The organism is Flagellimonas alvinocaridis (genome assembly GCF_004916895.1).
GTDB classification, from domain to species: Bacteria; Bacteroidota; Bacteroidia; order Flavobacteriales; family Flavobacteriaceae; genus Flagellimonas; species Flagellimonas alvinocaridis.
This window is the reverse complement of record NZ_SNTZ01000016.1, coordinates 21,047-39,034: the sequence shown is the minus strand read 5'-3', so window position 1 is coordinate 39,034 and position 17,988 is coordinate 21,047. Positions and strand designations below refer to the sequence as shown.

Below are 17,988 nucleotides of genomic sequence, written 5' to 3'. Positions count from 1 at the left end.
ATAAACATTTACCACATGTCCAACATAGGATTGATCATTGAAGAACGCAGCAGGGATATAGGCGATTTTTTGGTGGGAAGACTTATCCCATTCCGAAAGAAGCGAATGATAGGCCCTTTCATTTTTATAGACCATATGGGACCTACCCAACTGGGGCCACAAAAATATATGGATGTGGACCAACATCCACATATTGGCCTATCCACACTGACATTTATGCTAGAAGGGGAAATTATCCACAGGGATGGAATGGGAACGCATCAGCGCATACGGCCAGGCTCCGTAAACTGGATGACCGCAGGGAAGGGGGTAAGCCATACGGAACGGACTCCAGAAGATATGAGGCATGGGAACGAGTTCACGGCACATGGCTATCAAATATGGGCGGCACTGCCCAAAGAATTGGAAAACATGGAACCCCAATTCCATCATATTGAAGGGAAAGACCTCCCCAAATGGAACGACGAAAATGCAGAATTCACCTTGGTGGCAGGGGAGGGCTATGGGAAAATGTCACCCGTTCCGGCACATTCCCCTTTGTTCATGATTGAAGTAAAGAACGCTGGGGCCTATTCACTTAACGTGAACGGGAAACTTAAAGGGGAAATTGGAATTTGCATTGTGGAAGGTAGTATAGAAGCCTGTGGTGAAGTCGTCGAAAAAGGAAATATACTGGTATCCAAAGTCGAAGACACCTGTAACATCAAGCTTAGCCCAAACACACATTTGTTACTGTTTGGCGGTGAACCCTTCCCAGAGGAGCGTCATATTTTTTGGAACTTTGTCTCTTCAAGCAAGGAAACCATAGAACAGGCCAAGGAAGCATGGAAGAACAAAACCTTTCCCATGATGACGGATGATGACACCTATGTGCCACTTCCTAGCTGATTCCAAGGAATATGTACCTTTAAGAAATCAACACAAGGCCTATTGCGAAAACTACTCTTCATATTTATTCTTGCCACGGCTTGCTCCAAAAAGCCTGATGCTAAATTGAAACCTCCCCAGTTTGAATGGTTGGGGCATGAGGTAACTGCTTCGGCCTATAATTCTGTCTTTTGGCAAACGGATAGTATTTCTCCCTCGGTAGCTGCATGGGGGGATACCTTAAAACCCGGCATGAAATGCATTGCGGTCTCACGCGACCTCATTAAAATGGGGCTTACACACAATACGATGGTTAAAATAGACACCTTTCCAGACACCTTTTATGTAAAGGACAAAATGCACTGGAAGTGGAAAAACCGAATTGACATCTACATGGGAAAAGATGTAAAAAAAGCGCGGGAATGGGGAAAAAAGAGGTTGCAAATTTGCTATGCTCTCCCTTTGGACACTATTTTTACGCAAAATACCCTTCAATGAAAAAAATACTGTTCCTCTCTTTATTGGCAATTGCAACCTGGTCTTGTTCCGTAAAAAGACAAATTGTGGATATCCCCATCCTTTTTAACGAACAACGTATAGAACTTACCAAGGAATACTTGGCCCAGCGTTATGAGCTGGAACAGGACACCCCGGACATTGTTCCAAAAATGGTCGTGTTGCACTGGACAGTCATCCCAACCTTGGAAGCATCATTTAGGGCATTTAACAACCCAACACTGCCCAACTGGCGCCCTGCACTGGAAAATGTGAGCGGGTTAAACGTTTCTTCCCACTTTTTGGTGGACAGAGACGGTACCATTTACCGGTTGATGCCCGAAACTACGATGGCAAGACACACCATAGGGTTGAACCATTGTGCCATTGGAGTGGAAAATGTGGGTGGGGGCAAAGATTTGCCGTTGACCAAAGCGCAGCTTAAATCCAACATTTATTTGGTGGAATATTTGGCATCAAAATACGATATTGAGTACGTAATCGGCCATCAAGAATATACACAGTTTGAAGGTCATCCCCTTTGGTTGGAAGTGGATGATGGCTACCGTACCACAAAAACAGACCCTGGAATGGACTTCATGGAAAAAGTTCGAAAAGCCACTAAAAAATATAACTTTAAGCCTGTACCCACAAAATAAGATGATGCTAAAAAAACTGTTGCCCTTTATATTGGTATTGACCACGTTGTCTATTTACGGACAAGAGGCAATTACTTCCCAATTGTATGAAACCTATGAAAAGTACAAAGAGCCTTCTTTGGACAAGAGGAGGGTAAAACATATCGATATCCAACCCCTGATCCAACAATTTGATGCAAATTCAAAGTTCAAGGTCCAAAAAGTGGGCGAATCCATTGAGGGCAGAAATCTGAATTTGATCAGTATTGGAACGGGGAAAATCAATGTGTTTTTATGGTCACAGATGCACGGCAATGAGCCAACGGCCACCCAAGCGATTTTTGATATTCTTCATTTTCTGGACTCTAATGACTTCAAAAAGGAAAAGCAAGAAATACTATCCCAATTGTCCTTACATTTTTTACCGATGCTCAATCCAGATGGAGCGGAAGTGTTCCAACGCAGGAACACCTTGGGTATAGATATCAATAGGGATGCGCTTCGCTTACAATCTCCTGAAGGAAGGGCCTTAAAGCGTATACGGGACAGCCTAAATGCCGATTTCGGTTTCAATCTACATGATCAAAGTACGTACTACAATGCAGAATTGACCAATAAACCCGCGACTATCTCTTATTTGGCCACAGCCTATAATTATGAAAAGGACATCAATGAAATTCGAGCCAATGCCATGAAAATCATTGTGTACATGAACAAGATTATCCAGAATTATGCCCCGGGCCAGGTTGGACGTTATAGCGATGATTTTGAACCCCGTGCTTTTGGGGATAATATAGCAAAATGGGGAACCAGTTTAATTTTGATAGAATCAGGTGGTTATGCCAACGATGTGGAAAAACAGGAAATCAGAAAGTTGAACTATGTGTCCATTCTCTCAGCATTGTATACCATAGCCAAAGACACCTACAAAAATATTCCCATTGAGGATTACGAGAAAATACCCCATAATGATAGGAAGTTGTTCGATCTAAAAATTGCGAACGCCACCTATAATCTTTTGGGTGAGGATTATATTCTGGACTTGGGAATTTACCGTAACGAAGTGGACCTTACTGACCACAATCATTTTTATTACCGAAGTTCTGTAGGTGATCAAGGGGATTTATCCACTTTCTACGGATATGAAACCTTTGATGCTTCGGGATATACTATTGTTCCTCCAAGAATGGTTTCCGCTACAGGTGAGGGGTATACCCAAAACCTCTTGAAAGAAGGTGTGGCCTATTTAAAAACTGCGCTACCAAAGCTAGATCCTGCTGTGAACACCCCTGTCCATCTTGTAGGGGAAGATTTCAAATTGACACCTTTTCGTTTACAACCCGGCGTAAACCCTACTTTCTTTTTAAAGAAAGGAGATAAAATAACCCATGCCGTCATCAATGGATTTCTGCTGGATTTATCCAAACCCATTGAAGAACAAAACTTTGGAAATGCCTTGATTTATCGTTAGTAACCGTAGTGGAAATTGGCCGTGGCCCCGTTGATCAGCAATAGGATCAACATAAAAAGCAATGTGCACACAATGGATACAAAAAGGGAGAGCACCAATCTTTTGTATCCCATCGGCAATGGTCCGATGGCACTGTTCTGAATGATTTCTTTGACTACATCCATGGTATTGTTTTTGAGTTAGACGTTAGAGCTTTTAGGATGTAATTTAGTTGTGGTCGCTACATAATAAACAACCTTTGTTAGAAAAACCCTACCATGGGTCTTGTCAAATCCATCAAAGTTTCAGTATCTTTTCAGAATCTTAAAATCAAGAAACCATCATTACATTATGAAACTAACTTTTTTTGGCCTTTTGTTGGCATGTATCTCGTTAGTGGGCTGTGCCCAACAAAACGCAATCGAATTGTTCAATGGGGAAAATCTGGTCGGCTGGACTGTTCATGGAGATGAGAAATGGTATGTGGAAGACGGACTGCTCATTTGTGAAAGTGGACCTAAAGCTGGATATGGGTATTTGTCCACCAATGAGTTTTATGATGATTTTGAGTTGACCTTGGAATTCAAACAAGAGGCCAATGGCAATAGTGGTGTTTTTATCCGTTCTACCGTTGATGGCACCAAAGTAAGTGGTTGGCAGGTAGAGGTGGCGCCTCCCGGTAAGGATACTGGAGGAATCTACGAATCCTATGGTCGCGGCTGGTTGATCAAGCCCGATCCGGAAAAAGACAAGAACCTTAAAATGGGAGAGTGGAACACCATGAAAATCCGTGCAGAAGGAGCTAAAATCACCTCATGGTTGAATGGAGTTGAAATGGTTACACTGACTGATGAAAAGATTGGTGAGGGAAAAGGTTCCATTGCACTTCAGATTCATGATGGAGGCGGAATTAAAGTAAACTGGCGCAACATTAAGATTGTACCAATAAAATCATAAACACAAAAAAGCCGGAATTAAATTCCGGCTTTTTTAATGTTCAATCAATATGTATTCTACTTCTTCAATGGAGTGACCACAAAGCTTCTATACTCAATTGGGCCATGGTCTCCTTGGATCATAAATGGACCAGGTTCTCCTTCCTTACTATCCAACGCCCCACCAGTAATCCCAGGAATCGTGGCATCGGTAATCACAGGTTTCCCATTAAGGACTACAGAAACCCTTCGCCCTAGCAAGGTAATATCATAGGTTTGCCATTCCCCGGCAGCTTTGGCTGCATTTTCCGTAGGCTCCAAGAAACCATAGACACCACCAATATAGATATCCAAAGGTTCCAATCCTTCATCATCCTCAATTTGCACCTCATATCTGCCACGAAGGTAAATACCACTATTACTTCCTTCTGGATAGCGGAACTCCACGTGTAGCTTAAAATCCTGGAATTTTTCATCGGTAATCAAATTAGCTCCAGATTCAGGGCTGGTGAGAATACCATCTTTGACCACCCATTGGTTTGAGTCACGGTCGGTATGCCATCCTGCAAGGTCTTTTCCGTTGAACACTTCAATGGGTTTGTCCCATTTTGGATTTTCGGTATAAGCCAATTTAGGGGCTCTTACACCTGTCCAATGGTTCACAGACCCATCAGTATAGATCATGGTACCCTTTAGTTTGCCGTCTACCAAAGCACCATGGAAGACCATATCGGTTCCTTCTGGCTCCCATTGACGGGGAATACTGAAAGAAAATTGATTGTCACCAAAAGTTTTTACTTCCGCAACAGGTCTAGCACTGCCAAAAGCAAAGACAAAGCGGCCTATAAGTGTTGCGTGTCCGGAATGTTTGATTTCCAACCAAGATGGAACAGTCTTTCCCTCAAACTCCATTTCCAAATCCCATCGACCTTCCAATGGAATCTTATTTTGGGCATTCATTGCAAAGACGGCCCCTAGGAGTAGGGCATTACATAAAACGTACAAGGTTTTTTTCTTGAAAGTCATAGTTTGTTTATTAATTATGACGACCAAGATAGGGATTATTCAAAAGTCCCACTATTCGCAACCTCCGGTAAATCCATTGGCACTGAATTTGGTCTGAACAGCCCCTTTGCTATTGCCATCGGTCAACTGGATCACCAAGTTGCTTTCGCCACTACCATCACGTTTTGGGGTACAATATTCAAAAAGATAGAAGCTGTTGGCCTGTTCGGCGACTCGTTGGGAAATTTGATTGAAGGTGTTCTCCAATTCCTCTTTATTGGAAGCAAACACACTGGCCGTCTTCCCAATTTTGGTCAATACCTCGGTATCGATTTCTGCTCCAAGTCCAATGGAAAAATAAGAAATATTTCTATTGGCGTTCTCTACGGCTTTCAGGGCATCGGCCTCTTTATATCGGGAAGCTTGGTCTGTTCCATCTGTAAACAACACTATGGATGCCGCCCCTATGATTTCACTGTTGTTGTTTTCCTTGAGCAGATCTTCCGCCTTTTTGGTGGACTTGATCACCGCACCGTACAAATCCGTGGAAGGGTCATTACTGATATCGGCAGTGATCCCATTTATGGCAGCGGTCAATTCCTCAGCAGATGAGGATAACGGATTCAATGCATGCAATTCATCTTCCCCATCAAACCAATAAATCGCCATTTTAAATGAGCCTGTTTCATCTTCGCCAGTGGGCATTACGTTATTGATGAAACTGATGGAAGCTGACTTCAACTCTTCCAGACTTCCCTGCAATACGCTATTGCTCAAATCCAGCACCAATAAAGTGTTGTTGTTGAACACTTGGGAATTTGGGGAAATACGCGCCTGCGATTCCGAAGAGGATATAATATTGAAACAATCATCGTTTCTACCTTGCTCATAAATGGTGAACTGATTGGCTGTTAATCCAGAAACGGGATTACCCATATCATCTGAAACCTTAAAGAGAATGGATACTTTTCCAGGTAAGGTGGTAAACTGGTCTTGAATGGATAATAAGAGGTCATTTTCACCAAAGCCCAGACAGTCATCCGGCTCTTTGCCCTGACCCAATTCACCATCATTTATGTTGAAATTCACATCATCATCAGCATTGCCGCAAGAGAAAAAAACAAGAACTAAGGAGGTTAGGAAAAAATAACGAAGTACGTTTTTCATTTTCATAAAAGTTAAGGTTCAACATGCAGAACGTTCAATTGGTCCAAAAATTATTTTCAAAATGAGTAATAGATTTAAAGAAAAGTTAAAAAATCGTCTCTCTTGTTAAAAAAGAAGCTTTGGATTCATTTTTTGGTAACTTCAACAGCATACAAACTATATTCATTCAAATCAAAAAACTATGCCAACGTATCAAATCAATGTCAACGGCGCATCCAAAACTGTAGATGTTGCCGAAGACACTCCTGTTTTATGGGTGCTGCGTGATCACCTTGATCTTGTGGGTACCAAGTACGGTTGTGGAATTGGCCAATGTGGTGCATGTACCATCCATGTTGATGGCACTGCCATGAGAAGCTGCTCCCTTACCCTTGCCCAGATTGATGGAAAATCCATTACTACAATCGAGGGCCTTTCCGAAGATGGCACCCATCCCGTGCAAGAGGCCTGGAAAGAGATGGATGTACCCCAATGCGGGTACTGTCAAGCGGGACAGATCATGACCGCTTCTGCTTTTTTGGCGAAAAACCCCAATCCTTCTGAAGAGGACATTGAGAATGCCATGAACGGCAATATCTGCCGATGCGCCACTTACACTAGAATTCGCAAAGCGGTGCAGATCGCTGCGGAAAATATGGATTAACACCAGCTTTTCACCTAAAAACAGAATCATGTCAACTAACAATACATTCAACACTTTAAATAGAAGAGCCTTTTTGCGCAATTCTTCCCTAGCCGGAGGAGGTCTGCTCATTGGCTTTAACCTTTTCCAGGCGTGCAAACCTAAAGTCATTGCCGAACCTGCCATAGATTTGGCCAGTTTGGACTATAACGACTTTAATGCTTTTATCAAAATTGCAGACAATGGTGCGGTCACCATATTTTCCCCCAATCCCGAAGTAGGGCAGGGGGTAAAGACTTCCATGCCCATGATCATTGCCGAGGAACTCGATGTTGCTTGGGACAATGTGTATGTGGAACAAGGTATTCTGGATACCAATAATTACACCCGACAGGTGGCTGGGGGTAGTCAATCCATCCGATTTGGATGGGATGCCCTACGCCAGACCGGAGCTGCGGCCAAACAGATGTTGGTCAGTGCGGCAGCGGCACGTTGGGGCGTGGACCCATCGGAATGTACCGTGAGCGAAGGGATTATTACCAATGCAGCAGGAGAAACCCTGGGTTATGGCGATGTTGTTAAAGACGCCGCTCAACTGGAAGTTCCCGAAAATGTGCCTCTGAAGAAGACTTCCGAGTACAAAATCATGGGGAAAGACACCCCAAATGTGGATATTGATAAAATCATCACTGGAAAATCTCTTTATGGGATGGATTACAAAACTGAGGGCATGGTCTATGCCTCTGTAATGCGTCCACCTGCTTTTGGACAAAAATTGGTTTCCTATGATGATTCGGCCGCCAGGGCCATGCCCGGTGTGGTGGATATCTTTACCATAGGAGAAAAGTTACGAGGACTTACAGAATCGGTTCCTAGGATTACAAGTATTATTAGTGATAGCGACAAAATAGTAGTACTCGCCAACTCTACATGGGAGGCCATGAAAGCCAAAAAAGCTATCAAAGCCGAATGGGAAGAGGTAACCAAGGCTGAAAGTACCGAGGAACATGACAAAATTCTGACCAGTCTTTTGGATGGGAACAAATTTGAGACTTTACGGTCTGATGGCAACGTAAAGAAAGCTTTCGCTGATGCGGACCAAGTACTGGAACGCACCTTTGAATCTCCTTTCTTACCCCATAGCTGTATGGAACCCATGAATTTCTTCGCAAATGTCACCGAAGAGAAAGTGCACCTAGTGGGCCCTATACAAACTCCAGAAGGCACTGCTGGTTTTGTGGCACAATTGTTAGGCCGCGAAGCCGATGATATCCATTTGGAAATGACCCGTATTGGTGGTGGCTTTGGACGAAGACTCTATGGTAACTTTGCCATTGAAGCTGCTGAAATTGCCGATAAAGCCAAGAAACCTGTAAAGTTGGTTTTCTCCAGAGAGGAAGATATGGAAGATGGAATCTACAGAATGTCCATCAAATACCGTATTAAAGCAGGAGTGAAAGATGGAAAAGTAACGGCCTACCACTTAAAAGAGGCCGCCGTGAATTCCAATATGTACGGACTCGTTCCCAATTTCTTCCCAGCCGGTGCCATTGAAAATTACCAAGTGGATACCGCTAAATATGACAGTAACATTACCACAGGCGCATGGCGTGCCCCATATACCAACTTTTTGGCCTATGCCGAACAAAGTTTCTTTGATGAACTGGCCGAATTGATGGAAGTGGATAAGATACAGTTGCGTTTGGATTTGTTGGACAATGTAAAGCCTGAAGAGGATGAGCGTATCCAATATTCTCCAGACCGCATGAAAGAAGTCATCAAGGTGGCGGTTGAAAAATCAGGTTGGGGCAAAAAGCCGGAGCATGTACACCAAGGCTTCGTGAACTATTACTGCCACAACACCCACGTGGCCGAAGTGGCCGATGTTGAAATTGAAAATGGAGAGCCTGTACTGAAAAAAATCACCTGTGTTGTTGATTGCGGGATTGTGGTGAACCCCCTCGGAGCCAAAAACTTGGTGGAAGGCGGTGTGTTGGATGGTGTAGGACATTCCATGTTCGGGGAATTGGCATTTAAGGACGGGAAGCCCACCGCCAATAATTTCGACAAATATCGATTGCTGCGGATTAAGGATGCCCCTGTTGTGGAAACCCATTTTATAGACAATGGTCTTTCACCTACCGGTTTGGGCGAACCCACTCTGCCGCCAGCAGGAGGTGCAGTGGCCAATGCTTTTAAATCTGCCACAGGAAATAGACTCTATAAACAACCATTTACCAAAACACCAGAACTTTTAAAAGTACCCGAAAAGGAAATTATAGGCTGATTATATGACGATACTTTTGTTTGGAATCACGAAGGACATTGTGGGAAGTCCCACTTTGTCCGTTCCCACTTCCAGTGTAACCGGTAAACAAGTACCCAAAACCGTTAGGGAATTGAAACAATTTTTGGGGGATACCTACCCTGAACTCAACAAATTGTCATCCTTGGCCGTGGCCGTAAACCACAACTATGCTAATGATGATGATACCATCAATTCCTATGATGAAATTGCGCTTATCCCCCCAGTGAGTGGGGGATAATCCGCATAAAATCGGTATCTTTCCATTACAAAGCAATTATTTGGATTTATGTTGATAGACAATCACGGAAGACAGATCAATTATCTCAGGTTGGCGGTAACCGACAGGTGCAATCTACGTTGCAACTATTGCATGCCTTCTGAGGGAATCAATTTTGTCCAAAATGATAAATTGCTCACCATCCCTGAACTTAAACAGGTCAGTGAAATTTTGGTTTCCCAAGGCATTGATAAAATCCGAATCACGGGAGGCGAACCCTTTGTGAGAAAGGATCTAATGGTGTTACTGCGCCATTTGGCAACTTTGGATGGCCTTAAAGATATTTCGGTCACCACAAATGCCACATTGATTGGCCCCCATATTAATGAGCTTAAAGCATTGGGCATTAAAAATATTAATGTGAGTTTGGATTCCATCAACAGGGAAACTTTTGAACGTATTACCCGAAGGAAGCAGTTTGATACCGTCCATGATAATTTAATCCGTCTGATTACCGAAGGATTCAATGTACGTATCAACTTTATTGTGTTGGAAGGGCAAAACGAGCAGGATATTATTCCTATTCTGGACGTTATGAAGCACCATGATGTCTCAGTTCGATTTTTAGAGGAAATGCCATTCAATGGGGGAAGCAAAAACTTTAAATCCATTGCTTGGAACTATAAGGCCATATTGGAACATATTGCCAGGGCCTTTCCTGATTATCAAAAATTGGAGTCGCCCAAGGAATCCACATCCATAAACTATAAGATTAAGGGGCATACGGGAACCTTTGGCATCATCCCATCTTTTAGCAGAACATTTTGCGGCAGTTGTAATCGCTTGCGAGTTACAGCTACTGGAGATGTGATCACCTGCTTGTATGGAAAGCCTAAGGCAAATCTTCGGGATATAATTCGTGGCGAATCATCAGTGGAAAAAGTGAAAGAAACTATCTTAAAAACCATTGGTTCTAGAGCCAAAACAGGATTTGAAGCACAAAACGAACATTCCAATACCGTTTTTGATAGTTCAATGACATCCATTGGCGGATAGGTAACCCATATCTTAATCTAAACGCAGACAAAATGGAAAAAGCAACACCCAAATTATACGGATTGGTCCTTGCGGGAGGTAAAAGTACCCGCATGGGGTCGGACAAAGGGTTGATTACCTACCATGATATTCCCCAGCAGGAATATCTCTACCGGTTATTGGAACAGCTATGCGATACTGTTTTCTTGAGCGTTCGCGAAGAACAGGAAGCAACTGTTGAAAAAGCATATAGGGCCATTGTGGACAAAAATGAATATCGTGGTCCTTTTAATGGTATTCTTAGTGCACATGCTTTGCATTCAGATGTTGCTTGGTTAGTGTTGGCCTGCGACCTCCCTTTATTGGACTTGGAAAGTATAAAACAATTGGTAGAACAAAGGGATTCCAATGCATCAGCTACTTCCTTTGCCACCAACCAAACAAAGCTGCCCGAACCTTTGATTACCATTTGGGAACCCAAAGGGCTTCAAAAGGCCATAACCCACTTGGAAACATCGGAAAGTTCCTGTCCTCGAAAATTTTTGCTCAATACGGATACCAAGTTGGTCTTCCCCGAACATGACGAGGTGTTGTACAATGCCAATTCACTATCGGAATACGAGTTTGCAAAATCCAAAATAGCAATCAACCATGGAACCTAGGTATATCAGACAAACCCAATTAAAGGATTTTGGTCCGGAAGGACAGCAAAAGCTGGCCGATTCAAAAGTCTTGGTCGTGGGTTTGGGCGGATTGGGCCTTCCAGCATTACAATACCTTAACGCCATGGGAGTGGGGACTTTGGGCCTTATGGATCAAGACACCGTTGAATTGCACAATCTGCAACGACAAACCCTCTATACCGAAAACGATTTGGGAAGGTCGAAGCTGGAGGTGGCTCATGAAAAATTGAGCGCACAGAATTCTGGCACAACCTTTCATCTACACGATACCTTTCTGACTAAGGATAATGCCTTGGATATTTTGGAAGTTTATGACTTGATCCTGGACGCCACGGATAATTTTCCAACACGATATCTCATCAACGACGCCTGTGTTATCTTGGGAAAACCTTTTGTCTATGGCGCATTGCACAGTTTTGAAGGACATGTAAGCGTATTCAACTATAATGATGGACCAACATATCGCTGTTTATATCCCAACATGCCAAGCCCCCATGAGGTGCCCAATTGCAATGAAAATGGGGTTTTGGGCGTTATTCCCGGAATCATTGGAACCTTTCAAGCATTGGAGGTTGTAAAAGTACTGACAGGGATAGGGGAGGTCTTATCAGGAAAGTTATTGCTATTTGATGGACTAACCCAACAGTCCACCAAAATTGGTTTTAAAGTCAACCCCGAAAATCAAAAAATCAAAAAATTACAGGACCAATATCAACAACTGGATTGTAGCGTAGTGCCTTCAATCCGTGCGGAAGAATTTCAACTCTTATTGGAATCCCAACAAAATATTACCCTATTGGATGTACGTACCCCCAATGAGTTTAATGCCCAACATCTCAATGAGGCAATCAATACCCCTTTGAACCGTTTGGAATTGGCAGCGGAACACATTGTAGGAACAAAAGAAGTCTATGTCATATGTCAATCTGGAAAACGAAGTGAACAGGCCATACAGCAATTGGAAACTTCTTTTCCTGCCATAAAATTTTACAACGTCTTGGGCGGCATGAACAAAATGATGATGCTATGTCCCTAGCTTCTGTAGATTTCATCTTATTAACACTTGCGTTCTTTGTAATTGCAACGCTATACTCGGCGGTTGGTTTTGGGGGAGGCTCCAGTTACTTGGCCATACTTACCTTGGTCCTGACCAGTTTTTTTGCGATAAGGACAACTGCGTTGCTCTGCAACTTAACAGTGGTCACAGGAAGCTGTTATCTCTACTACAAGAATGGGCATTTGCCCTTGAAAAAATTCATCCCATTTGTGGTCGCCAGTATACCCATGGCTTTTTTGGGAGCCTCATTTAGATTAAAAGAACAGGTGTTTTTCATTTTACTGGCTTTGGCCTTGATTATATCTGCCATTGCATTGATTTATCAAACCTTGTCGTTGCGCTCCAACTTCAATGTAAAACAATATCCAAGCTATGTTTCCTATCTTCTGGGAGCGGGCATTGGCCTTTTGTCTGGATTGGTGGGCATTGGCGGGGGGATATTCTTGGCGCCCGTACTCAATCATATGAAATGGGACAAACCTATTGTCATTGCTTCTTTGGCCAGTTTTTTCATCTTGGTCAATTCCGTTTCGGGGATTGGGGGGCTATTTGTCAGTGACTCTTTTGAAATCTTCTGGCCCGAAATATTGGGACTATTATTTGCCGTTCTAATGGGTGGGCAGCTAGGAGTACGGTTGAGCATTGGAAAGTTATCAGCAAAACGTATTCGACTGTTGACTGGCTTTTTGGTACTCTTTGTAGGGGTTCGGGTATTGCTCAAAAACGGATTGGAAGTAAACTTTTTTTCATGATTGAATTTAATGATGCACTAAAAAAAGTGCTGGACCATGCACAAGATTATGGGAAAGAAACTGTATCCTTGGATGAATCCCAAGGGAGGGTTTTGGCTGAAAATATTATAGCCGACAGGGATTTTCCTCCTTTTGATAGATCCACCAAGGACGGCATTGCCATACAATTTGATGCTATTAAATCCCAAGGGCAAACTTTTGGCGTTTCTGGAATGGCCCAAGCGGGAACCCCCCAAATACTCCTTGAGAATAGCAGTAATTGCACAGAAGTCATGACTGGGGCAATCGTACCCAAAAATGCCGACACGGTGATCATGTACGAGCATACTTCCAGGGAGGGTGACATATTTACAGTTAATAAACCCATTAAAAAAGGGCAAAACATACATTATCAAGCTAGCGACATTAATCAAGGTGAAGTTTTACTTCAATCTGGGGTTTCCATTACTTCTGCCGAAATAGGGATATTGGCCTCAGTGGGAAAAGCACAGGTCGTGGTGAAAAAACTTCCCAAAATTGCAGTAATTTCCACAGGGAACGAATTGGTGAACGTAGAGGAAATCCCGTTACCATTTCAAATTAGAAAATCCAATTCCCATTCCCTTTATGCGCTTTTGGAAACGGAGCACATTGCAGCGGACATCCATCATCTTGTGGACGAACCGACAGCTATCCAAAAAGCATTGGAGCATCTCATCAAAACCTATGATGTTTTGCTCCTCAGCGGAGGCGTTTCCATGGGAAAGTTTGACTTCCTACCAGAAGCCTTTGCAGCGCTGGGTGTGGAAAAAGCCTTTCATAAGGTATTGCAGCGCCCAGGAAAACCATTTTGGTTTGGAAAACATCTGAAACACAAGACCATTTTGTTTTCATTTCCCGGGAACCCTGTATCGACCTTTGTCAACTATCATTTGTATTTTAAGGCTTGGCTTAACAAAACTTTAGGTAGGGAGGCACCACAATTTGCCGTACTTTTAACTGAATCCTTTACCAACGAAACAGATTTGACCCTATTCCTAGGGGCCAAAATTGATATGAAAGAAGGAAGATTGATGGCCGAAGTTCTGTCATCATCCGGTTCTGGGGATTTGGTAGGACTTTCCAAAGTAGATGGATTCGTATCGATTCCCCCAAAGGAAAGCCTGCAGAAAGAAGCTAAAGCAATGTTTATACCAACCCGAAATCTTTGGCAATGACACACGAACTTAAAACGATCATACAAAGCTATCAGGAAAGGGGTGAGGCTGCTATACTGGCCACTGTGGTTGCTTTGGATGGTTCATCATACCGTAGACCTGGTGTCCGCATGCTCATTTTTGAGAATGGAGACATGGTCGGAGCCGTGAGTGGCGGATGTGTGGAGAAAGAAGTATTGCGACAGGCCCAAACGGTCTTTACCACCGGACTTTCCCGGATTATGGTGTATGACGGACGTTACCGTTTAGGTTGCGAGGGTATTCTGTATATTTTACTGGAGACTTTTAAGCCCAACGAAGCCTTTTTGACCCGTTTCTGGAATACCATTAAAGACAGAAGGCCCTTCCGTATCCATTCTTACTACCAAAAGGAGCAGAGTGATAACCCAAACTATCATTCCATGTTCCAGTTCGAGGATGAAATGTTTCCTCTATGCGATGAGGTTGAATCTAAAAAAGGACTTGCTATTTTTGAACAGGAAATGCAGCCTTGTTTTCAGTTATTGATCATAGGCGCGGAGCACGATGCCGTGCAATTATGTAAATATGCGGCCCTCACTGGTTGGGAAGTAAGTGTGGTGGTCAACCCGAGGGAAGAAAAATCGGAAAAGGATTTCCCCGGCATCCATAAACTCATTCAGGTGGAGCCTGAAGCATTTCAATATAGTCTAGATCCACAAACGGCCGTGATCATTATGACCCATAGTTTTGTCAAGGACCTACAATTCGTGATGGCCCTAAAGGATGAACTTGGTGCTTACATTGGGCTATTGGGACCTTTTAAACGAAGGGAAAAACTATTTGATGAACTCTTGGAACGTTGCCCTGATGTTTCGGAAACGTTTCTGGATCAAATCCATGGGCCTTCAGGAATTGATATTGGTGCGGAAACCCCTCAGGAAATTGCCATCTCCATTTTGTCCGAGATTTTATCTGTGATCAACAAAAAGGATCCTCAACTCTTGAAGGATAAAATGGGAAAAATACACACTTAATATGGCCGAAATTTCCATTCTAGTATTGGCAGCGGGGGCCTCTTCCCGAATGAAGGATAAGGCCAAACAGCTCCTTCCTTGGAAAAACACCACGCTCTTAGGACATGCTATCGATCAAGCTAGAAAAGTATCGGATTCGGTAACAGTGGTAATTGGGGCCAATGCCGAAACCATCAAGAATATAATTCCCAAGAAGGTCGAATCTATTTACAATCCCAATTGGGAATCGGGAATGGGAAGTTCCATCGCCGCTGGCGCGCACCACATTTTAGAAAAGAATGATTTTTTGGATGGAATCATGATCATGCTGGCCGACCAACCGTTATTGGATGCAAATTACCTGCATCAGCTAATGGTTAGTTTTGAAAAAGATAAGTCCAAAATCATAACAACTTCCTATGGAAAAAAAATGGGCGTTCCTGCAATTTTCCCAAAAGCTGCTTTTCCGGAACTCCTCCAACTCAATTTAGATGTGGGTGCAAAATATGTAATTGAAAATCAAATCGAAAATTGTATAGCCATAAATCCCCATGGAAGGGAAATCGACATAGACACCCTTAAAGATTATAATCAACTAACTGATAAATAAACTTATGAATAAATTTACTTATAGTATTACTTTAATTTATATATTAATATTTTTTCAATGTAATGCCCAGCAAATGGGATTTGAGGAATACAATCCAAAATCCACTTTAGTGGTTCCTGAAAATCCTGTAGAACGCGCCAAGTTTACCTTTATTGATGTGCATAGTCACCAGTTCCGCATGGACACCCAAGACTTGTCTACACTGATTAAAGATATGGACAGGCTCAATGAGGGTATTATGGTGAATTTAAGCGGTGGGTCTGGAGAAGACCTAAAAGCTAAATTGCGGAATGTAAACCAGCACTATCCCAATCGGTTTGCCATTTTTGCCAATGTGGATTTTAGCGGCGTTGGCGGGTCCAATTGGGGAGAACGTGCCGCGGCACAATTGGATGAGGATGTAAAAAGTGGAGCCAAAGGATTGAAAGTATATAAAAGTTTGGGATTAAGAAACAATGATGTAAATGGCAAGCGAGTCGCAGTAGATGACCCTAGGCTAGACCCCATTTGGGAAAAATGTGCTGAGCTTGGCATTCCAGTATTGATTCATTCCGCTGACCCAAAATCCTTTTGGGACCCCATGGACAGCTACAATGAACGATGGTTGGAGCTAAAGACCCATCCCAGGCGGAAACGCTCCGCAACAGACCCAGCCCCATGGCAACAGATCATTGACGAACAACATCGTATGTTTAAAAAACATCCGAAGACCAAGTTCATTAATGCGCATATGGGGTGGTATGCGAACGATTTAGACCAATTGGACGGCATGATGCAAGAAATGCCCAACATGTATGTGGGTATTGGAGCCATTATTGCCGAGTTGGGACGTCAACCTAAACGTGCCCGGGCATTTTTCATTAAATATCAAGACAGAATACTATTCGGAAAAGATAGCTGGAAACCTGAAGAGTTCCCCACCTATTTCAGGGTGTTGGAAACCGCAGATGAGTATTTTCCATATTACAAAAAATACCATGCCTTTTGGGCTATGTACGGATTGGACCTTCCAGATGAAGTCCTTAAAAAGGTATACTACAAGAATGCATTGGAGCTCATTCCCGGTTTGGACAAATCCCTATTCAAAGAATAGCCTATTTTCTAGGAGCACTTTTATTGATTCGAAGTCCTTCAGTATCCAAATCCTGAAAAATACCGCAGGACACTTGTCTTTTTACCAATGTCTTGGTTTTTTTCCGTTTGGTCAACGCTTCTATTTCTTTGTTCAAAAATTGCATCGAAACTGTTTTTGTATCAAAACGTAATGGAGCCCAAATTATTTTTTACTGGACCCGTGTTGTTCCATTTGATGTCATCTTTCTTGTAACATATTCCAATACAGTCATCCAATTCATTTTTAAAATAAGGGCTGCTGTAGGCACATTATCTTCTTCGATTGCACTAAGAATTGCTTCGTTTTGTTGATTCATTTCTGCATAAAAGGAAAGGTCATGAATCAAACCTTGCTCGTAGAATCGTAATCTGAGTTTCAAATTGTCCAAGGTTTGCAATAAAATGGGGTTGGCACAGTCTTGCACCAACAGCTTGTGAAACATAAACCGAAGATGTAAACACTCCGTTGAGTCTTTTTCGTCATCAAACAAATGCAAGGTGCGTCGCAATCTTTCCATGGAATCAGCACTGAAATTGGAATCTTCCAAGGCCATTACCTCAAGTTGCGCTATGGTTTCGTACAAGTGTTTGGCTTCCTTTTCACTTAATTGTGCAATGACAAAGCCTCTATTTCGCACTGCCTTTATTACCCCTGCATAGGCCAATTGGCTCAAAGCCTCCCGAATTGGAGTGGCGCTTATCCCAATATCACGGGAAAGTTGGGCCAAATTAATGGTTTTGCCCACTTCCAGCTCCCCATTTTGGATTTGGACAAGCAGATGATTCTTCACAATGTCCCGTAAGGCTCCAATTTGATTCATATCCCTAAAATACAAATCCTTAGCTTAACCCGTCATATCCACA

21 protein-coding genes are annotated in these 17,988 nt (G+C 42.8%); 16 read left to right on the top strand and 5 right to left on the bottom strand.

Annotation, left to right across the window (positions count from 1 at the left end):
• The first annotated feature begins 15 nt into the window (after nucleotides 1–15).
• From EZV76_RS16000 to EZV76_RS15985, 4 genes are read left to right on the top strand one after another with little or no spacing between them, the layout of a single operon-like run.
• The gene (locus tag EZV76_RS16000) at nucleotides 16–888 is read left to right on the top strand and encodes a pirin family protein (RefSeq protein ID WP_136567559.1); all 873 of its coding nucleotides are present in this window, start codon (nucleotides 16–18) and stop codon (nucleotides 886–888) included.
• 42 nt (nucleotides 889–930) lie between these two features.
• Complete coding sequence (locus EZV76_RS15995; protein ID WP_236640945.1) at nucleotides 931–1,365, top strand: 3D domain-containing protein; 435 nt, start codon at nucleotides 931–933, stop codon at nucleotides 1,363–1,365.
• Nucleotides 1,362–2,021, top strand: a complete 660-nt coding sequence (locus EZV76_RS15990; RefSeq protein WP_136567558.1) for a peptidoglycan recognition protein family protein — start codon at nucleotides 1,362–1,364, stop codon at nucleotides 2,019–2,021. The genes EZV76_RS15995 and EZV76_RS15990 overlap by 4 nt, the downstream gene beginning before the upstream one ends.
• A gap of 4 nt (nucleotides 2,022–2,025) precedes the next feature.
• The gene (locus tag EZV76_RS15985; RefSeq protein ID WP_136567576.1) at nucleotides 2,026–3,471 is read left to right on the top strand and encodes a M14 family zinc carboxypeptidase; all 1,446 of its coding nucleotides are present in this window, start codon (nucleotides 2,026–2,028) and stop codon (nucleotides 3,469–3,471) included.
• Here EZV76_RS15985 and EZV76_RS17105 read toward each other — a convergent pair.
• Nucleotides 3,468–3,635 (bottom strand): hypothetical protein, encoded by a 168-nt coding sequence (locus EZV76_RS17105; RefSeq protein WP_161594433.1) that lies wholly within the window; start codon nucleotides 3,633–3,635, stop codon nucleotides 3,468–3,470. The genes EZV76_RS15985 and EZV76_RS17105 overlap by 4 nt on opposite strands.
• Before the next feature lie 166 nt (nucleotides 3,636–3,801).
• On the opposite strand from EZV76_RS17105, the gene EZV76_RS15980 reads away from it, so the two are divergent.
• A complete protein-coding gene (locus EZV76_RS15980) occupies nucleotides 3,802–4,407 on the top strand; it encodes a 3-keto-disaccharide hydrolase (RefSeq protein ID WP_136567557.1) in 606 nt (201 codons plus the stop codon).
• A gap of 56 nt (nucleotides 4,408–4,463) precedes the next feature.
• Here EZV76_RS15980 and EZV76_RS15975 read toward each other — a convergent pair whose 3' ends face one another.
• The gene (locus EZV76_RS15975; protein WP_136567556.1) at nucleotides 4,464–5,411 is read right to left on the bottom strand and encodes a 3-keto-disaccharide hydrolase; all 948 of its coding nucleotides are present in this window, start codon (nucleotides 5,409–5,411) and stop codon (nucleotides 4,464–4,466) included.
• Nucleotides 5,412–5,462: 51 nt separating this feature from the next.
• Complete coding sequence (locus EZV76_RS15970; RefSeq protein ID WP_409557932.1) at nucleotides 5,463–6,563, bottom strand: vWA domain-containing protein; 1,101 nt, start codon at nucleotides 6,561–6,563, stop codon at nucleotides 5,463–5,465.
• A 175-nt stretch (nucleotides 6,564–6,738) separates the two neighbouring features.
• Between EZV76_RS15970 and EZV76_RS15965 the strand changes: the two genes are divergently transcribed.
• The 11 genes from EZV76_RS15965 to EZV76_RS15915 all read left to right on the top strand — a co-directional run bounded on the left by EZV76_RS15965 (nucleotide 6,739) and on the right by EZV76_RS15915 (nucleotide 17,104).
• Nucleotides 6,739–7,200 carry a (2Fe-2S)-binding protein gene (locus tag EZV76_RS15965; protein WP_136567554.1) on the top strand — a complete coding sequence of 154 codons (462 nt, stop codon included), beginning with the start codon at nucleotides 6,739–6,741 and terminating at the stop codon, nucleotides 7,198–7,200.
• Nucleotides 7,201–7,228: 28 nt separating this feature from the next.
• Nucleotides 7,229–9,466 carry a xanthine dehydrogenase family protein molybdopterin-binding subunit gene (locus EZV76_RS15960; protein WP_136567553.1) on the top strand — a complete coding sequence of 746 codons (2,238 nt, stop codon included), beginning with the start codon at nucleotides 7,229–7,231 and terminating at the stop codon, nucleotides 9,464–9,466.
• 4 nt (nucleotides 9,467–9,470) lie between these two features.
• On the top strand, nucleotides 9,471–9,725 hold the full coding sequence (locus EZV76_RS15955) for a MoaD/ThiS family protein (RefSeq protein WP_136567552.1): 255 nt from the start codon (nucleotides 9,471–9,473) through the stop codon (nucleotides 9,723–9,725).
• Between the two features lie 48 nt (nucleotides 9,726–9,773).
• Entirely contained in the window at nucleotides 9,774–10,760 is a 987-nt protein-coding gene (gene moaA, locus EZV76_RS15950; RefSeq protein WP_136567551.1) for a GTP 3',8-cyclase MoaA, read from the top strand.
• A 32-nt stretch (nucleotides 10,761–10,792) separates the two neighbouring features.
• On the top strand, nucleotides 10,793–11,401 hold the full coding sequence (locus tag EZV76_RS15945; RefSeq protein WP_136567550.1) for an NTP transferase domain-containing protein: 609 nt from the start codon (nucleotides 10,793–10,795) through the stop codon (nucleotides 11,399–11,401).
• Nucleotides 11,391–12,458: a HesA/MoeB/ThiF family protein gene (locus tag EZV76_RS15940; protein WP_136567549.1), complete on the top strand. Its 1,068-nt coding sequence runs from the start codon at nucleotides 11,391–11,393 to the stop codon at nucleotides 12,456–12,458. Before EZV76_RS15945 ends, EZV76_RS15940 begins: the two co-directional genes overlap by 11 nt.
• Nucleotides 12,449–13,231: a sulfite exporter TauE/SafE family protein gene (locus EZV76_RS15935; protein ID WP_136567548.1), complete on the top strand. Its 783-nt coding sequence runs from the start codon at nucleotides 12,449–12,451 to the stop codon at nucleotides 13,229–13,231. Before EZV76_RS15940 ends, EZV76_RS15935 begins: the two co-directional genes overlap by 10 nt.
• Nucleotides 13,228–14,427 carry a molybdopterin molybdotransferase MoeA gene (locus tag EZV76_RS15930; RefSeq protein ID WP_136567547.1) on the top strand — a complete coding sequence of 400 codons (1,200 nt, stop codon included), beginning with the start codon at nucleotides 13,228–13,230 and terminating at the stop codon, nucleotides 14,425–14,427. The genes EZV76_RS15935 and EZV76_RS15930 overlap by 4 nt, the downstream gene beginning before the upstream one ends.
• On the top strand, nucleotides 14,424–15,422 hold the full coding sequence (locus EZV76_RS15925; protein ID WP_136567546.1) for an XdhC family protein: 999 nt from the start codon (nucleotides 14,424–14,426) through the stop codon (nucleotides 15,420–15,422). Before EZV76_RS15930 ends, EZV76_RS15925 begins: the two co-directional genes overlap by 4 nt.
• A gap of 1 nt (nucleotide 15,423) precedes the next feature.
• On the top strand, nucleotides 15,424–16,011 hold the full coding sequence (locus tag EZV76_RS15920; RefSeq protein ID WP_136567545.1) for a nucleotidyltransferase family protein: 588 nt from the start codon (nucleotides 15,424–15,426) through the stop codon (nucleotides 16,009–16,011).
• Between the two features lie 73 nt (nucleotides 16,012–16,084).
• The gene (locus tag EZV76_RS15915) at nucleotides 16,085–17,104 is read left to right on the top strand and encodes an amidohydrolase family protein (protein ID WP_236640943.1); all 1,020 of its coding nucleotides are present in this window, start codon (nucleotides 16,085–16,087) and stop codon (nucleotides 17,102–17,104) included.
• 1 nt (nucleotide 17,105) lies between these two features.
• Here EZV76_RS15915 and EZV76_RS17220 read toward each other — a convergent pair whose 3' ends face one another.
• Entirely contained in the window at nucleotides 17,106–17,249 is a 144-nt protein-coding gene (locus EZV76_RS17220) for a hypothetical protein (RefSeq protein ID WP_201741879.1), read from the bottom strand.
• 45 nt (nucleotides 17,250–17,294) lie between these two features.
• Nucleotides 17,295–17,945 (bottom strand): GntR family transcriptional regulator, encoded by a 651-nt coding sequence (locus EZV76_RS15910; protein ID WP_136567543.1) that lies wholly within the window; start codon nucleotides 17,943–17,945, stop codon nucleotides 17,295–17,297.
• Nucleotides 17,946–17,988 lie beyond the last annotated feature (43 nt).

Excerpts from the sequence above, each read along its gene's own strand:
- EZV76_RS16000 (WP_136567559.1), top strand. The coding sequence starts at position 16 with ATGTCCAACATAGGATTGATCATTGAAGAACGCAGCAGGGATATAGGC.
- EZV76_RS15990 (WP_136567558.1), top strand. The coding sequence starts at position 1,362 with ATGAAAAAAATACTGTTCCTCTCTTTATTGGCAATTGCAACCTGGTCT.
- EZV76_RS15985 (WP_136567576.1), top strand. The coding sequence starts at position 2,026 with ATGCTAAAAAAACTGTTGCCCTTTATATTGGTATTGACCACGTTGTCT.
- EZV76_RS17105 (WP_161594433.1), bottom strand. The coding sequence starts at position 3,635 with ATGGATGTAGTCAAAGAAATCATTCAGAACAGTGCCATCGGACCATTG.
- EZV76_RS15980 (WP_136567557.1), top strand. The coding sequence starts at position 3,802 with ATGAAACTAACTTTTTTTGGCCTTTTGTTGGCATGTATCTCGTTAGTG.
- EZV76_RS15975 (WP_136567556.1), bottom strand. The coding sequence starts at position 5,411 with ATGACTTTCAAGAAAAAAACCTTGTACGTTTTATGTAATGCCCTACTC.
- EZV76_RS15970 (WP_409557932.1), bottom strand. The coding sequence starts at position 6,563 with ATGAAAATGAAAAACGTACTTCGTTATTTTTTCCTAACCTCCTTAGTT.
- EZV76_RS15965 (WP_136567554.1), top strand. The coding sequence starts at position 6,739 with ATGCCAACGTATCAAATCAATGTCAACGGCGCATCCAAAACTGTAGAT.
- EZV76_RS15960 (WP_136567553.1), top strand. The coding sequence starts at position 7,229 with ATGTCAACTAACAATACATTCAACACTTTAAATAGAAGAGCCTTTTTG.
- EZV76_RS15955 (WP_136567552.1), top strand. The coding sequence starts at position 9,471 with ATGACGATACTTTTGTTTGGAATCACGAAGGACATTGTGGGAAGTCCC.
- moaA (WP_136567551.1), top strand. The coding sequence starts at position 9,774 with ATGTTGATAGACAATCACGGAAGACAGATCAATTATCTCAGGTTGGCG.
- EZV76_RS15945 (WP_136567550.1), top strand. The coding sequence starts at position 10,793 with ATGGAAAAAGCAACACCCAAATTATACGGATTGGTCCTTGCGGGAGGT.
- EZV76_RS15940 (WP_136567549.1), top strand. The coding sequence starts at position 11,391 with ATGGAACCTAGGTATATCAGACAAACCCAATTAAAGGATTTTGGTCCG.
- EZV76_RS15935 (WP_136567548.1), top strand. The coding sequence starts at position 12,449 with ATGTCCCTAGCTTCTGTAGATTTCATCTTATTAACACTTGCGTTCTTT.
- EZV76_RS15930 (WP_136567547.1), top strand. The coding sequence starts at position 13,228 with ATGATTGAATTTAATGATGCACTAAAAAAAGTGCTGGACCATGCACAA.
- EZV76_RS15925 (WP_136567546.1), top strand. The coding sequence starts at position 14,424 with ATGACACACGAACTTAAAACGATCATACAAAGCTATCAGGAAAGGGGT.
- EZV76_RS15920 (WP_136567545.1), top strand. The coding sequence starts at position 15,424 with ATGGCCGAAATTTCCATTCTAGTATTGGCAGCGGGGGCCTCTTCCCGA.
- EZV76_RS15915 (WP_236640943.1), top strand. The coding sequence starts at position 16,085 with ATGGGATTTGAGGAATACAATCCAAAATCCACTTTAGTGGTTCCTGAA.
- EZV76_RS17220 (WP_201741879.1), bottom strand. The coding sequence starts at position 17,249 with ATGCAATTTTTGAACAAAGAAATAGAAGCGTTGACCAAACGGAAAAAA.
- EZV76_RS15910 (WP_136567543.1), bottom strand. The coding sequence starts at position 17,945 with ATGAATCAAATTGGAGCCTTACGGGACATTGTGAAGAATCATCTGCTT.